General features: G+C 68.9%; 12 protein-coding genes. 4 read left to right on the top strand and 8 right to left on the bottom strand.

The annotated features are described in order from the left end of the window. Positions 1 to 7: 7 nt before the first annotated feature. The 3 genes from KEG57_RS31230 to KEG57_RS31220 all read right to left on the bottom strand — a co-directional run bounded on the left by KEG57_RS31230 (position 8) and on the right by KEG57_RS31220 (position 2,918). Positions 8 to 994 (bottom strand): hypothetical protein, encoded by a 987-nt coding sequence (locus KEG57_RS31230; RefSeq protein WP_272422807.1) that lies wholly within the window; start codon positions 992 to 994, stop codon positions 8 to 10. A gap of 143 nt (positions 995 to 1,137) precedes the next feature. Continuing rightward, entirely contained in the window at positions 1,138 to 2,202 is a 1,065-nt protein-coding gene (locus KEG57_RS31225; protein ID WP_272422808.1) for a hypothetical protein, read from the bottom strand. Next, a complete protein-coding gene (locus KEG57_RS31220; protein ID WP_272422809.1) occupies positions 2,199 to 2,918 on the bottom strand; it encodes a DUF8692 domain-containing protein in 720 nt (239 codons plus the stop codon). Before KEG57_RS31220 ends, KEG57_RS31225 begins: the two co-directional genes overlap by 4 nt. Positions 2,919 to 3,010: 92 nt before the next feature. On the opposite strand from KEG57_RS31220, the gene KEG57_RS31215 reads away from it, so the two are divergent. Beyond that, positions 3,011 to 3,901 (top strand): class I SAM-dependent methyltransferase, encoded by an 891-nt coding sequence (locus KEG57_RS31215; RefSeq protein ID WP_272422810.1) that lies wholly within the window; start codon positions 3,011 to 3,013, stop codon positions 3,899 to 3,901. A gap of 4 nt (positions 3,902 to 3,905) precedes the next feature. Here KEG57_RS31215 and KEG57_RS31210 read toward each other — a convergent pair whose 3' ends face one another. Continuing rightward, the gene (locus KEG57_RS31210) at positions 3,906 to 4,829 is read right to left on the bottom strand and encodes a hypothetical protein (RefSeq protein WP_272459110.1); all 924 of its coding nucleotides are present in this window, start codon (positions 4,827 to 4,829) and stop codon (positions 3,906 to 3,908) included. Between the two features lie 65 nt (positions 4,830 to 4,894). Here KEG57_RS31210 and KEG57_RS31205 point away from each other — a divergent pair, with 65 nt between their 5' ends. Then, complete coding sequence (locus KEG57_RS31205; protein WP_272422812.1) at positions 4,895 to 6,151, top strand: hypothetical protein; 1,257 nt, start codon at positions 4,895 to 4,897, stop codon at positions 6,149 to 6,151. A gap of 4 nt (positions 6,152 to 6,155) precedes the next feature. Here KEG57_RS31205 and KEG57_RS31200 read toward each other — a convergent pair whose 3' ends face one another. From KEG57_RS31200 to KEG57_RS31185, 4 genes are read right to left on the bottom strand one after another with little or no spacing between them, the layout of a single operon-like run. Beyond that, positions 6,156 to 8,591 carry a TonB-dependent receptor domain-containing protein gene (locus KEG57_RS31200; RefSeq protein WP_272422813.1) on the bottom strand — a complete coding sequence of 812 codons (2,436 nt, stop codon included), beginning with the start codon at positions 8,589 to 8,591 and terminating at the stop codon, positions 6,156 to 6,158. Between the two features lie 42 nt (positions 8,592 to 8,633). Beyond that, entirely contained in the window at positions 8,634 to 8,843 is a 210-nt protein-coding gene (locus KEG57_RS31195; RefSeq protein ID WP_272422814.1) for a radical SAM-modified peptide, FtsH ternary system-associated, read from the bottom strand. After that, positions 8,840 to 9,874 (bottom strand): AmmeMemoRadiSam system radical SAM enzyme, encoded by a 1,035-nt coding sequence (gene amrS, locus KEG57_RS31190; RefSeq protein WP_272422815.1) that lies wholly within the window; start codon positions 9,872 to 9,874, stop codon positions 8,840 to 8,842. The genes KEG57_RS31195 and amrS overlap by 4 nt, the downstream gene beginning before the upstream one ends. Further along, complete coding sequence (locus KEG57_RS31185) at positions 9,871 to 12,138, bottom strand: WD40 repeat domain-containing protein (RefSeq protein ID WP_272422816.1); 2,268 nt, start codon at positions 12,136 to 12,138, stop codon at positions 9,871 to 9,873. The genes amrS and KEG57_RS31185 overlap by 4 nt, the downstream gene beginning before the upstream one ends. A 64-nt stretch (positions 12,139 to 12,202) precedes the next feature. Between KEG57_RS31185 and KEG57_RS31180 the strand changes: the two genes are divergently transcribed. Both KEG57_RS31180 and KEG57_RS31175 read left to right on the top strand, forming a co-directional pair. Then, a complete protein-coding gene (locus KEG57_RS31180) occupies positions 12,203 to 12,787 on the top strand; it encodes a hypothetical protein (RefSeq protein WP_272422817.1) in 585 nt (194 codons plus the stop codon). After that, complete coding sequence (locus tag KEG57_RS31175; RefSeq protein WP_272422818.1) at positions 12,784 to 13,854, top strand: HesA/MoeB/ThiF family protein; 1,071 nt, start codon at positions 12,784 to 12,786, stop codon at positions 13,852 to 13,854. The genes KEG57_RS31180 and KEG57_RS31175 overlap by 4 nt, the downstream gene beginning before the upstream one ends. Positions 13,855 to 13,893 lie beyond the last annotated feature (39 nt).

Below are 13,893 nucleotides of genomic sequence, written 5' to 3'. Positions count from 1 at the left end.
TCGATCCTCAGTGGATCTTGATGTGGACCTTCGGGCCGCGGCCCTTCCAGCCCCACTTGCCCTTGCCCTTGCCCTTGCCGTGGACGACAACGACGGGCGGGGTCGGGACGATGACGACGGGGGCCCAGTTTGCCACGACGAACAGGCCCACCACGGGCGCGCTCGGGCCCACGACGACGACCGCGCCGGGGTGCCACCCGCAGAGCACGACGACCGGCGTCGGCACGTCCTCCGGGTAGAGCACGACCGTCAGCTTGTGCGGGTTCGTCTTCACCACGAGCTTGCCGGTGAAGTAGAGGCCCTTCGGCTCCGGGTCGAGCTCGACGTACTCGGGCGTGTTCGCGACGACCGCGATCTTCACCTTCCGCTTGCCGACGGGGATCGGCTTGAGATCGTCGTCGAGCACGTAGACGCGCGACTCGCCCGTCTTCGAGTCGGCCACGATCTCGATGAGATCATCGCCGGCGACCTGCAAGACGCCGCCGTTCGGGCCCTTCTTGCCCTCGGGGAGCTTCACTTCGGCGCTCACCTTCGCGGTCGCGACGAGTTCGTGCGTGCCGCCCTTGGGCACGTACAGCGTGCTCTTCAAGGGTTTGCCCTTCACCTGGACGTCGTACGTCACCTCGGTGAGATCGTCGTCGAGCTTGGGGATGTCGGCCGTGTGCACGCCGGCCTTCGCGTCGAAGACGAGCTTCGCGGTCACGGGCTCGGCGCCTTTGCGCGCGGGCTTCACGATCACGTTGCCGGTCACGCCATCGTCGAGCGGCGCGCCGTCGGGCGACTTGAAGCGGGCCTTCACCTTGCCTTCCGGCGCGACGGCCCACGTCACGGTCGCAGCTTCGTGCTGCTCCGTGATCGCGTCTTCTGCCGCGATGTTCTCGGCCGTCACCTCGGCTTCGGCCTTGTCGTCGTTCTTCGAGCACGCGGGCAGCGCCGCGACCGCGGCGAGCGACAGCGCGACGAGCGTGGAGTGCAGGAGCTTTTCGAGTCGCATCCCGAACATCCTACCCAGAATCGCCCCTCCGCGCGATATCGATCACGACGAATCCCTGCCTTTTCCGGCCTCGACCGCGCGCGTGCGGTGGAAATGCCGCATGGTAACTGGGATTGGCAGGGGCCCTTCGACGGGTGGACACGTCATATTTGTCGTTTGCGGACGGACCAAACGAAGCCGTCGTAGAAGAAATGCATCAAGGCCACGGTCTGGACGAGGCTCCAGAGCGCGCGGCTCTCGTCGGACGTGATTTCGGCGAGGGCGCCGTAGCCGAGGGTCACGCAGGCGAACACGGCGGCGGCGATGGGCGCGCCGAGCCGGAATTGTTGGAGCCGCAACCTTTGGAGGAGCACGCGTCGCTCCGACCACCAGACGAGGCCGAAATATTGCACCGCGTGAAAGAGGTTCATGATGAGAAAGGCTTGCCCGAAGGGGTTCCAGCCCCAGGCCCAGATCGAGCAGAGGCCCGTCGTAGCGAGCAAAAACACCTTGGGGAAGCTCACGGCGTGGCCGCGCCGTGCGAGGCGGACGTAGCTCCGCACGTAATGGACGAGGAACAGGCCTCCCCCGACGATCACGGCCCAGGCGATGGTGCGCTGGTGGGACGACATCGCGATCGGGATCTCGGTGAGGAAGAGGGCGCCGACGTCCTCGAAAAGCTCGAACTTCTGGAAATGCGCCAGCATCGTGGCGCCCGAGACGATGGGGCCGGCGTAAAGCAAGAGGTTCAGGCCGAGATCGAGCCCGCGGAGCGCGGTGGGATCGTTGCCCTGGTTGCGCTCGTAAATGCGCCCGAGGCCGAAGGTCTGGAGCGCCGAATGGTAGACGTCCCAGAACGTGACGAGCACCGTGGCGATCACCACGGCCCACATCGACGTCATCATCGCGGCGAACGCGGCGATCGGGACGACGAGGAAGCGGAACTTGTGGCGCGGGAACACGTCCGGGTTGAGGTGGCTGCGGACGAACACCGCGACGAGATGGGCATTCACCACGATCCCGAGCAGCAGCGTGCTCCAGGTGACGCGCTTGCCGGCGAGCCAGAATCGGTCTGTCGCGAGCCACGTACCCGAGATGAGTGCACCGACGATCACCGAGGCGATCGGTGGCAGCAGGAAAAACACCCAATCGTAGACGGGGCCTGCGATGTAGGCGGATCGGGCCTTCGTGGCGCTTTCGGCGGGCCTCGTCGCGCCCTGCGTCGTCATTCCGTGGCCTCAGCCTCGCCTTCGGGCGCGGGCGCGGGCGCGGGGTTCGCGAAACGCAGGGTGACGCCCTTCTCCGCGAGGTGATCGACGAGCCAGAGCACGAACAGGTTGAGCCCGAGCATTTCGAGCGACTCTTCGACCGCGTCGATGAGCCCGTATCCGAGGTTGTGCGTGCCATTCTGCTCGGTCCAGTACCCGAGCGGCAGCTCCATCCCCACCGCGCCGCCGACGTAAATGGCGCCCGCGGCGAGGAACCGGATCCGCGTTTTCAGCGGCAGATGCCGCAGGAACGGGATGTACGCGAGGCCCACGAGCAGCACCACGACCGCGGCCGGGATGACCCAGCTGAAGTAGAGGACGCCCGTGAGCTCCACGAACGTGCCGGCCATTTCGTGGAACTCGAAGACCTCGTCCACGGCGATGTACGCGAAGCCCGCGGAGAGCCCCCACCAGTGCGCGACGAAGCGCTCGCCCGCTCGTTTCGTGGCCGCCGCGGCGAGCGCGAGCAGGAGCGACGTGAACCCGAGCAGCGACGCCGTGTAGAACGTCGGCACGTTGCCCTCGTAACTCATCGACAGGAAAGGCACGATCCCGCTGCGGCTCGGCAGCTTGTAGAGGGGCTTCAGCACCTCCACGATCACGCCGCCGAGGACGACCAGGCTCATGGGCACGAAAAGAAGCGGCCGGAGCCTCGATTTCGACAGGACGACGTCCATCCCAGTGCCTCTACACTCGCCCTTCGATCGGGCTCATCATGCACCCGCGCGGAGGCCACGCGCAAGCCTCACGTTCGTGGTATCAAGGGTTCGTGCACGACGGTCGTCCAAGCTTCACATCCATGGCCGTGGCCACGATCCGGGCGCTTTACACCGATCTTCCAGCGCCTTTCGCCGGCGCGCGGGATCCCATCGCGGCCGCGCTCGTCCCGCGACCCCTCTCGCTCGCGGCGCGCCTCGCCTCGCGGGCGGCGGTCACGGAGCGCGCAACGGCGCTCGTTCATCGCGGGCTTGGTCTCGCCTCGCTCGGCATGACGTACCACGTCGCGCTGCGCACCCAAGCGATCGACGACGCGCTCCGCGAGAGCCTCGCGCGCGGCGTGCGGCAGCTCGTCGTGCTCGGCGCCGGGCTCGACGGGCGGGCGTATCGCATGGACGAGCTCGCGGACGCGGCCGTTTTCGAGGTGGATCACCCGAGCACGCAGCGCGACAAACGGGCGCGCCTGCGGGCGGCGCGGATCGAGCCCAGGGCGCGCGAGGTGCGGCTCGTGCCCGTCGATTTCGAGCGTGACGATCTCGGCACCTCGCTCGCGCGGGAGGGTTTTTCCGCGGAGGAGCCCTCGTTCTGGATATGGGAGGGCGTCACCATCTATCTGACGCGCGCGGCCATTGCGGGCACGCTCGGCTCCATCGGCGCGGCGAGCGCGCCGGGCAGCCGGGTCGCGCTCACGTATTCGCCCCCGCGCAAGCCCCGGGTCGAGCGGGTGCTGCTCGCGGGCGGGCACGTGATCGCGCGCGCGCTCGGCGAGCCCATTCGTGGATTCATCGAACCCGAGGACCTCGCGGCGCTCGGCCGGGATGCGGGGCTCGACGTGCTCCGCGACGAGGGCGCGGACGCGTGGGCGGAGCGGTACTGGTCGACCGAATACGAAGGCATTTTCGAGTGGGAGCGGCTCGCGATCCTGGAGCGACGCGCAGGGTAGTTCGTTAGAACGAACCGCGGAGCTCGGCCACGCCCGGCACGTTTCGTTCGGCGAGCGAGCGAATCGTCCGGACGACGATTTCGTATTTGCCCGGCAGAGGGCGCGCGAGCAGGGCGAGGCACGTTTCGAATCGACCGAGCTCACGGAGCGCCTCCGCTTTCATCAGGCGTTCGTCGGGGTCGTCCTCGGAGAGCAGGGCGACGAGCGCTTCGAGGTTTTCTGCAGCTTCGTTCGACCACGCGACGGCCGCCACGGAATCGGCGCCCCGGCGCGCGTCGTTTCCGGCTTGCCAGGCTTTTATTCGTAGCGTGAGCACGGCCTCGCGATTCGGAGCGAAATCGCCGCGCGCGAGCGTCGCAAGGAGGTCGCGCTCGCCGGGCGGCGCGAGATCCGGCGCTTCGATCCATTCGCGCGGCGTGGGGCCTTCATACCCCTCGCGAATCGTCACCACGTACTCGACCTCGGCCCCCATCTTTTCGAGCACCTCCGCGCGGGATCCAGCCTGGAGATGCGTGAGCCCCGTCGCGACCGTCACCGGCAGCGCCGCGAAAAGGGCCTCTTCCGACCAGGCCCCGACCTTCAAGCGCAAGAGCGAAAAGAGCGGAATGGATTTGCGCCGGATCGCGGTGACCCGGAGCGCATAACTTTGCGCGCCGAGCTCCTCGACGATGGTCATCGTCCCGGCCCGCGTGGCGTCCTTCGGGAAATGCACGAGCCCACAGGCCTGGCAACGCGCGACCTCGGGCCGCTGAGGCAGCATCGGCATGTCCCCCTTGCCATCGGTCCAGAAACGGGCGCCCATCGAGCTCCCCGAGCCGATCGTGCGGTCCTTGGCGAATGCGCCGCAACGCGGGCAGGTAAGGAGATGGATCGGGCCGGGGCGCACGCATCGAGTATCGGTGCGGCAGAGGCCGCGATCAAGCTCCACTGTCGAGCCCTTGACGGGTACGTCCGCGCCTCGCGGACCGGTCGGGCTCCTGGTACCATGAGCCCATGAAGTACCCTCTTTCCTTCCTTGTTTTCGCGGCTTGGCTCGCGGGCTGTGGACCCGTGGTGGATACGAACGACACCTCCACGTCCGGGAGCGGCGGCGCCGGCGGTTCGTCCGGCGTGGGCGGTTTCGGCCCGGCTCCGTCCGCGCGGTGCGTGCCGCTCACGAAACCTTCGGTCGACATGCTTCCGCTTTGCGGCTCGGGAGACGCGCCTTGCCAGATCCTCGAAGAGGAGCTGCTCGTGGTTCCGCCCGCATACCGGAACGACGCCCCGGCGCTCTCGCTCGACGCGTCCTGCCGGCCCCGGATCCTCTTTTCGTCGGCCGTGAACGAATACAAAGGGTTTTACGCCGTGCGCAAGGCAGCGGGCGATTGGGAGGTGAATCCGACACCGTTCGACTCGGCCACGGCGGGGCTCGTATCGATCACGCCCGATGTGCCGGTCGCGCTCGTGAACGACGGGGCCTTCGGGGCGTCGTTGTGGTCGTTCACCGCGGAGGGGTGGAGCCTCGTCGACCATGTACCGGAGGAGGGCACGAACCTGGCCCGGGGATTTGCGATCGGACAAACTGGTGAGCTCTTCGCTGGATTTCGTGGTCCCGGCGACGAGCTCCTCTTCGGGAGACATGGTTCGTCCTGGTCCGTCGAAATGCTGGGCGGGACGCCCTTTCCGTTCCCGGTCGTGGTCTCGCCCGAGGGCGCGCCGCACCTGATCGCGTGGGAAGCCGTGAATGGCGCGTGGGAGCTCCACTGGCATGCGCCGCCGCTCGCGCACGAGGTCGTCATGCCGCTCGGCTCGGGGACCCTGCAAGCGGATTCGTATCGCCTCGTGCTCGGCGCTACCGGGGCGGACGAGGCGAACCCCCAGGGCAAACCCCACGTCCTCGCATTACGTCAGCTCTCGGATTTCACGTTCGAGCTTGTATACGTGACGCGCGAGGGGACGAATGCGTGGACCGTCACGCCCATCGAACAAGTGCCGCAAGGGGTCACCGTGTATCCGCTCGGAGTCGTGACGGACGAGGCGAGCTCCGTGCGCCTCTTTTATTCGCGGTTCGAAATCGGCGCGCCGACCACGGGGCAGTTCGTCGTCGCCGCGCCGCATCCCGGCGGCATCGCGCAGGCCGTCGTGACGGAGGGGTTTTCCGCGTTCGGCGCCACGTTCGACCGCGACGGGGCCGGCCGGCTTCACGTCGCGCTCTACGAGCTCGGGATCTCGAGCGACGTTGGGATCCGATATCTCGTGCTCAGCCCGTGATCGGCTAGAATCCCCCCTCGACCCCGATGCTCGGGATCACGAGCGGCCCGATCTCCTCGGGTGCGCATCCGTCCTGGAAGCTGCATTCGTATTGCGTCACCTCCTTGCCGGCGGTCGCGTTCAGCACCTCCACGGTGAACGAGAGCCATTTGCCGTTCGGGAACGTCCACCGTTTTTCTAGACGCACGTCGAGGCGGAAGAACGCGGGCAGGCGGTCGGGCAAATTCAGGCTCGCCACGTAGTTCGCGAGCAGCTTCTGCAGCTCCTCGCGTTGCGCGTGCTCCTCGGGGGTGTCCGGGAGATCCGGGCCATCTTCGGGGTCGTCCGGCAGGCCGAGATCGCGGCGGCGGACGCGGTAATCGAGGATCATCGGGGAGCCCGTGTAAAAGACGATGCGGCCGCCGATCTTCCAGTTCCGGCCGAGATCGTAGGAGGCCGCGAGGTTCACGACGTGCCTCCGGTCGTAGGCCGACTCGAACGTCGAGTTGCCAATGTGGCGGAGCGAGCGCGAGAGCGTATACGAGAGGAACCCGCCGAGGCGCTTCGAAAGGCTGCGGCGCAGATAGAGCTCCATGCCGTACGTGCTGCCGATCCCCCGGAGCTCCGCCTGTCGGGCATAACCGAGCTCGGTCCCAGGCGGACGATTGCCGATCGGATCACTCAGGTTGAAGAACGCGCCACGAAAGCCCGTCACGGTCGCGCTGATGTCGAACGGCAGGCTCATCTCGACGCCCGCGCTCGACAGGAGCCCCGTCTGCACGCCGCCCTGCAATCCGCCGATCTGGAGGCCCGGGGCCGCGCCGAGGAAGCTCGGGGGCTGGTGCGTCACGCCAAACGCGCCGACGAGCGTGAAACGTTTTCCGACCTCGAGGCGGCTCGAGAGCCGCGGATCGAAGGTCGCCTTGGCGACGCCGTCGGACGTGAAGATGTCGGAGCGCACGCCGGGGATGAGCTCGAGCGCGGGGTGGGGGCGGATCACGGCGTCGGCCCAGACGGCGGCCGTGAAATCGTCGCGGCTCGTGAGCTGGCGCATGAGCGCGAGGTCGTTCGGGCTTGGCGCGTCGTCGTCGTTCTCCTCGATGTCGATCTCGAAGCGCTCGAGGTATGCGTCTGCGCCCGCGCGTACGGTCACCATGTCCGAGGGGCGCAAGGTGAGCTCGGTGCGTGAGCCGAGCAGCCACGTTGTGCCGGCGTTCTCGCCGCCGCGGGCCTGGCTCTCGTCGTAGCCGAGCGTGATCGCGTGGCGCAATTTGCCATGCGCGCCGAGTTTTCGATCGTAACGGAAATCGACGCGGTGAAACTGCCCGGCCACGACGGTCTCCTTCTCGCCGTCGTCGTCGTCGATCTGCGCGAGGTAGTCGTGCGAGCCGAAAGCGAACACGCCGATGCGGTCCGAGGGCGTGAGGTCGTAATGAACGCGGGCCTGGTAGTCCCAATAGCCGAGCTCGACGCCCGGGGAGGCCAGCTTCAGGACGAGCTCGGGATACGCATACCGGCCGGCGACGAGCGCGGCGCCGCGGCCATTCGCGAAAGGCGCCTCGACCATGGCGCCGGCGTCGAACAGGCGGATGTTTCCCTCGCCGTGCAGGCGGTTTTCGGGCTCGCGGATGGTGCCGGTGACGATGCCGCCCGTGAACCGGCCATAACGTGAAGGAAAGCCGCCGGGATAGAGGTCCACGCGATCGACGAGCCCGGGATGAATGACGCTCGGCCCCGCGGCCACGTGGAAGAGGAGCGGGACGCGAATGCCGTCGATGAAATACCCCACGTTCCCGGGAGGCGCGCCGCGCACGAAGAAATAAGGGACACCCGAGGCAATCGGCGTGACGCCGGGCATGGCTTCGATCGCGCGGAAGGGATCACCGAATGCGCCGGGGAGCTGGCGCACCTCGACGCGGGACATCGTGCGCGTGGTGGGCGCCTGGTGTTCGCCCTGGACGCGGACCTCGATAGCCTCGGGCACCGGGTTTTTTGCAGGTGGCGCGGCGGGGGCGGGCGCTCCGGGGTTTTGTATTGGCGCGGGCGCGGAGGGGGGTTCGGTGGGTGGCGCGGGCGCTTCGGGGACGGGGGCGGGCGCGCGGAACGTGACGAGGAAGCGGATGCGGGCGCTGATGGGTTTGCCATTGCGATATGCGGGCTCGAACTCCCATGTCGAGGCGGCGGCCGCCGCGGCGCTGGCGAAGGGCTCGGGGCCTTCGATCACGCGGGCCTCGGTGACCTTGCCGTCCGAGCGCACCAGAATGGCGAGCATGACGTCGGCGTCGCCCGTCGCGCCCTCGGGATAGGGCGGGATCGTGGGCCCACGCGGCGAGGGCATGGTCGTCTCGGGCGGCGGCTCGCTCGCGGATTGTGCGTGGGAGGGGGCCGTCACGAGGCCGAGGGCGAGGGCCGCCGCGCCGGTGACGAAGCCGCGGACGAGGAGCGATCCCGGTTTCGACATGGTTTGACCACCAACGTACCACGAATTCCCGGAAATGCAGGCCTAGCCGCAGAGCATTTGCTCGAGGACGGCCGGATCGAGGGCGAGGAGGAGCTCTTCGAGTTCCTTGGGCCGGACGGCGTCGCCGATCACCTCCACGCCGTCGGCCGTCGGTCGGATGCGGAGCTTCACCTTTCGGCCCTCGGGATCGGCCGCGTACTCCTCGGGTGTGATGAGATCGGGGAGAGACGCGACGAATTCGCGTTTGGTCATGTCGGCACCTCGTCCCATCGCCCGGGGATGGCTTGTGAGCAATGGGGGCATTTTCCGTGGACGAGGTCGTTCTCCGCGAGCGCCCACACGTCCCTTCGAATCACGGCCTGGCCACAGCCCGCGCAATGTGTATTGCGCCCCTCCTCGCCGAGCGCGCGTTCGATGTACACGTGCGCGAGGCCGACGTTTCTGGCGATGTCGACGGCTCGGCGGAGGAGGTCGGGGTGCGTCGGGGGCGCATCCTGGAGGCGGTAATCGGGGTGGAAACGGACGAGGTGCCAAGGGGTCTCGGCGCCGAAGGAAAAGACGAGCGCGGCGAGGGCGCGGAGCGAGGCGTCGTCCGTGTTCAGGCCCGGGATGAGCGGGGTCGAGATTTCGAGCCAGACGCCGCATTCTTTCCAGATCGAGAGGGCCTCGAGGACGGGCGCGAGGGGCGCGGCCGTGAGCTTGCGGTGCGAGGCGTCGGCGGGTGTTTTGAGATCGACGTTGGCCGCGAGAAGGGCCGGGGCGACGAGGCGGGCGGCGCCTGGACTGACAAACCCGTTGGTCTTCCAAAGGATGGAGGGGCGAGCGTCGCCTCGGAGCTCGGCGACGTCGAGCGTGAGCTCGGCGGCGAGGATGGGCTCGGTGTACGAGAAGGCGAGGAGCGCGCCTTTCTCCGCGCATGCCGCGACGAGCTCCCGCGCCGTGATGGGGCGCGCGGTCCAGGATGCCTCGTTGGTGCGGCCATACTGCGACACGGAAAAATTCTGACAATAGGTGCAGGCGAACGTGCAGCCCGGCGCGGCCACGGTGAGGACGGTTTTTCCAGGATGAACATGATAGAGCGGCTTCCGCTCGATGGGCTGGGCGTGGAGGACGGACGTCGCGTAGGTCGCCGTTTCCATCGTGTCCCCGCGCCTCTGCCGCACGTGGCAGCGGCCGCGATCGCCGTCCGCGAGCGCGCACGCGAAGGGGCAGAGGGTGCAGGTGAGGCGCGCGCCGTCGGTCCGGTAAAATCGCGCGGGGCGCCATTCCGGCGAAGAGGTCACGCGAGCACCTGCCCGAGCGCGGCCGCGAGCAGGCCTTCGTCGTCGGGGCCGAGGCAAACGGCGCGCTTGCAACGCCTTTGCCACGCGGGCTCCCGCGGGTGGCCCGGGTAATGGACGAAGAAGCCCGCGAGATCCTTCGGCGCGGGGACGTCGAGATCTTCCTCGCCGAAGGACGGATGCGAGAGGAGGACGATCGTGGGCTCGAGCGGCCCGTGCATGGGCAAAGAAGCGCAGAGCTCGGCGGCGAGGGTCAGGGTTTTTCCGGTATGCACGGGCTCTCGCGCGCGGGCCGTGAGCAATTCGAAGAGATCGGTGCGGTGCACGATCGCCCGCGCCTCGTTTTTGCCGCCGGCGGCGATGAAATAAGCGGGCAGGCCGACGTCGAGCAGGGACGCGGCGAGGGCGTGCGCGGCTTGCCGGAGCATGGCCTCGACGGGGCCGAACGAGGTGGGCGAGACGTCGAGGACGAGGACGAGGGGGCGCAGGCGCGGCGGCTCGCGGCCGAAGCGGGCGCGGTAGAGCAGGCCGCCGTCGAGGGCGCGGTAATGCCGGAGATCGTCGGGCAAGGCCCATTGCGAGGGGACGAGGTGGAGGAGGTGGCCCGACGAGGAAAAACCCGAAGGTTCGAGCCACGGGCCCCGGGCCTCCGCGGCGCCGAGGCTTTGCGCGGGGACACGCAAGGCGAGGAGCCGGCGATCGAGGGCAATCCGAGGCGCGAGCTGGGCCAGCCGTCCGAGCATCACGAGCGGGAGCGTGGGATCGTCAGCGCACGCCTCGGGACCGAGGGAATCGAGCAAGGCGAGCAGGCGATTGTCGACGGCATCGAGGGCGCGTTCGAGGTAGGCGAGGGGCAAGGGCGGCGCGTCGGGCTCGGAGGCGCTGCCGGCGAGTGCGTCAATGAGGGCGAAACGAATTTCGGCGGCGGAGATGTCGTTTGGCGGGGCGAATGAGGTGTCCTCGTAGTCGCGGAGCAGGAGCAAGGCGAGCGCAATGCGGGCCCGCGGCGGCCAGCGGAGCGAGGCGAGGGCGCTCGCGCCGGGGTGGCGCGAGAGGCGCTGCGTGTCGGGCGACGAGGCCTGTCCCGCGGTGAGGGCGAGCAAATCGCGGAGGAGCGAGAGCGGCGCCGATCGATTCACGCGGAGCAGAGCGACGAGCGCGCCGGGGAGCGGATCGAGATCGGCGGCGAGCGGGCCCGCGCTGAGGAGGCGTGGCGCGGGCGCCACGGCTTTCACGGTGGTGCGCGTATTCCAGAGGCGCGCGGTGCAAGGGTGCGTCGACGCGAGCAGGACGCCGTCGGGCGAAAAGGCCAGGCGATAAGCGAATTCTTCGGGGAATTCGTAGCGGGCGAGCGGGAGGCCGGTATTCGCGTCCCAGATGCGGATGGTGCGATCGGCCGAGCCGGAAGCGACGCGGCGGCCCTCGGGGGACCAGGCGACGCAAAAGACGAGGCTCGTGTGGCCCGTGAGGCGGAGAATGGGATCTTTCGGATGGAGGCCGCAGATGACGACGTCTTTGTCCTCGGAGCCGGTGACGAGGCGATTTCCGTCGGGCGACCAGGCGACGCCGTGAATGTCGCCGCGATGATGCTCGTGGGTGGCGAAGAGGCCACCCGGCACATTCCAGAGGCGGAGCTTGCCGCCCGAGGCGCCCTCGGCGAGGAGCGGCGCCTCGGGGGCGAACGCGACGGAATAGGTCATCGACCAATGGCCCGGGGCGAGCTCGGTCTCGGCCATCGTGCCGAGGTGCACGACTCGCGCCCCGCGCTGGCCGCCCATGGCGAGATACTGGCCGTCCTTCGAAAACGAGAGCTCGAAGACGGCATTGCTGCCCTTGATCTCGCGGAGCGTCCTGCCGGTCTCGGTGTCGGCGATGAGAACGGAGCCGGTCTTGCGCGCGTAGGCGATCTGCTTTCCGTCGCGGGAAACAGCGACGCATAAAATGCCGCGCCCGTATTCGGATTCGCTCTGCTCCCAGACCAGCGTGCCCGTGGGCAGCGCGAGGCGCCGAAGCTTGCCGTCGTCGCGGCCGAAGTAGAGCGCGCGGCCGTCGGGGGCGAACGTGACGGAGCCCGGACCCTTGCCGAGGTAGCTCTCGGAGAAATCGTCGATGATGCCGAGCGAGGCTGCGCCCGTGGCGCCTTTGAAGGGGCCGACGGGGCCGATCGTGGTGATGTCTTCGGCCACGGGCGCGCGCCCCACCGTGGCGGCCTGGCGCGCCACGTACGCGTCGAGCGCGGCCTTGGGTGCGTGCTGCGCCTCGCTCATACCCTGGAGCTCCCGACCTCCGGGTGTATCCGAATCCGAGGGGATTTGCTAAGGTTCTTTGCGGATGGCGAAGCGGGACACCGGGGAAGCGGCCCTCCGCGAGGCGTTCGACCGAGGCCTCGGGAAGGGGCGGGATCCGACGCGCAAGGATCCCGGGGTAGACGGGGGCAACCGGACCACGATCCGCTCGCCGTGGCTGGGAAAACCCTGCGCGCGCTGCGGGCACACGTTCCGGCGCGGCGATGCCGTGGAGCCGGCGACGGCGATGACGGACGAGGTTCGTCACGGCGGGGTTTGTCCGGACGAGGAAACGGCGTCCATGGCGGCGTCGTCGCGGGAGCGCGAGGCGTTTTACGCAGGGGTCGCGTCCGCGCATCCGCCGCCGCCGGGGCTTCCGCTCGTGCGGCTCTTGCCGGGGGATCCGCGGCTCGTGGCGCCGGGGCCGGCGGGGCGGCGGCCGTCGTGCGTGATCTGCGGGCACACGCTCAGGCCGTTCGACGAGGTCGTGGTTTGTCCGTGTAGCCCCGAGGCGCCACTCTGCCGCGGGGCCGTGCACCGCGACGCGATCCGGACGATGTATTGCTTCGACGAGTGGCAGAAGAGCAAGATCGGGCAGCATTGCCCCGTGACCTCGCGGAAGCTCACGTGAGCGGTTTGCCCGAGCGATTCGCGCGGCACGCGCTCGTGCCAGGGTTTCGGCAGGATCGGCTCGCCGCGGCGACGGTGGTGATCGCGGGCGTGGGCGCGCTCGGGAACGTGGTCGCAGAGGCGCTCGCGCTCGCGGGCGTGGGGAAACTCGTGCTCTGTGATCCGGACGTGGTCGCGACCTCGAATTTGAGCCGCGCGCCGCTGTTTCGCCCGGCGGACGTGGGGCGGCCGAAGGTGCTCGCGGCGAAGGATACGCTCGCCGCGGTCGCGCCGGAGACGGTGGTGGAGGCGCGGCAAGCTTCGCTCGTCTCGGGCGTGGGGCTCGCGGAGATGCGGGATGCGTCGCTCGTCGTGGGTTGTCTCGACAGCCGCGCGACGCGGATGTCGCTCGCGGGGCGCGCGGGGCTCGTGCGGGCGAGGTGGATCGATGCGGCGACGTCGGCGTGGGGCGGGGAGGTGCGGCCGTTTCTGGATCCGGACGGGCCGTGTTACGCGTGCGCGCTTTCGCCCGAGGAACGCGCGAAGAGCGACGTGCCGTGGAGCTGCATGGATCCACGCAGGCCCGCGGAGCTCGGGGCGAGCGCGCCCATCGCGGGCCTCGTGGGCGCGTGGGCGAGCGCGCTCGCGATGCGGGTGATCATGGGCGAGCCCGTAGCGACGCATGCGGTGGTGATCGACGTGCTGCGCGGCGCGGCCGAGCCGCTCACGATCCAGCGCGCGCCCGATTGCCCGCTGCACGCACCGATCGGGGAAACGACGCGGATTCCGCTCGGGAGTGATGCGACGGTGGGGGCGCTTCGCGCGGCCCTCGGACCCGAGGCGCGGCCGCTCGCGTGGAGCCCGCTTTTGCAGAGGCTCGAATGTCCACGCGGAGATCACGTCGAGGATGCGTGGGGCACACGGGGAACCCGGGACTGCCCGCGCTGTGGTACGTTGATGCGAGCGCGGACGACGCTCCTCTTCGAGGGCGCGCCCGAGGGGGCGGTGTTGTCGGATCTAGGGGTGGCGCCGCGCGAGATCTTCGCGGTGCTCGGTCGATTCGGAATCACATACGTGGAGCTTTCCTGATGTCGAACGCGGGACTTCTTCTGGACAGGGCGGAGGCCG

The organism is Polyangium jinanense, from assembly GCF_028435365.1.
The sequence above is the reverse complement of the archived record's forward strand: the minus strand, read 5'-3'. Positions and strand labels throughout refer to the sequence as shown.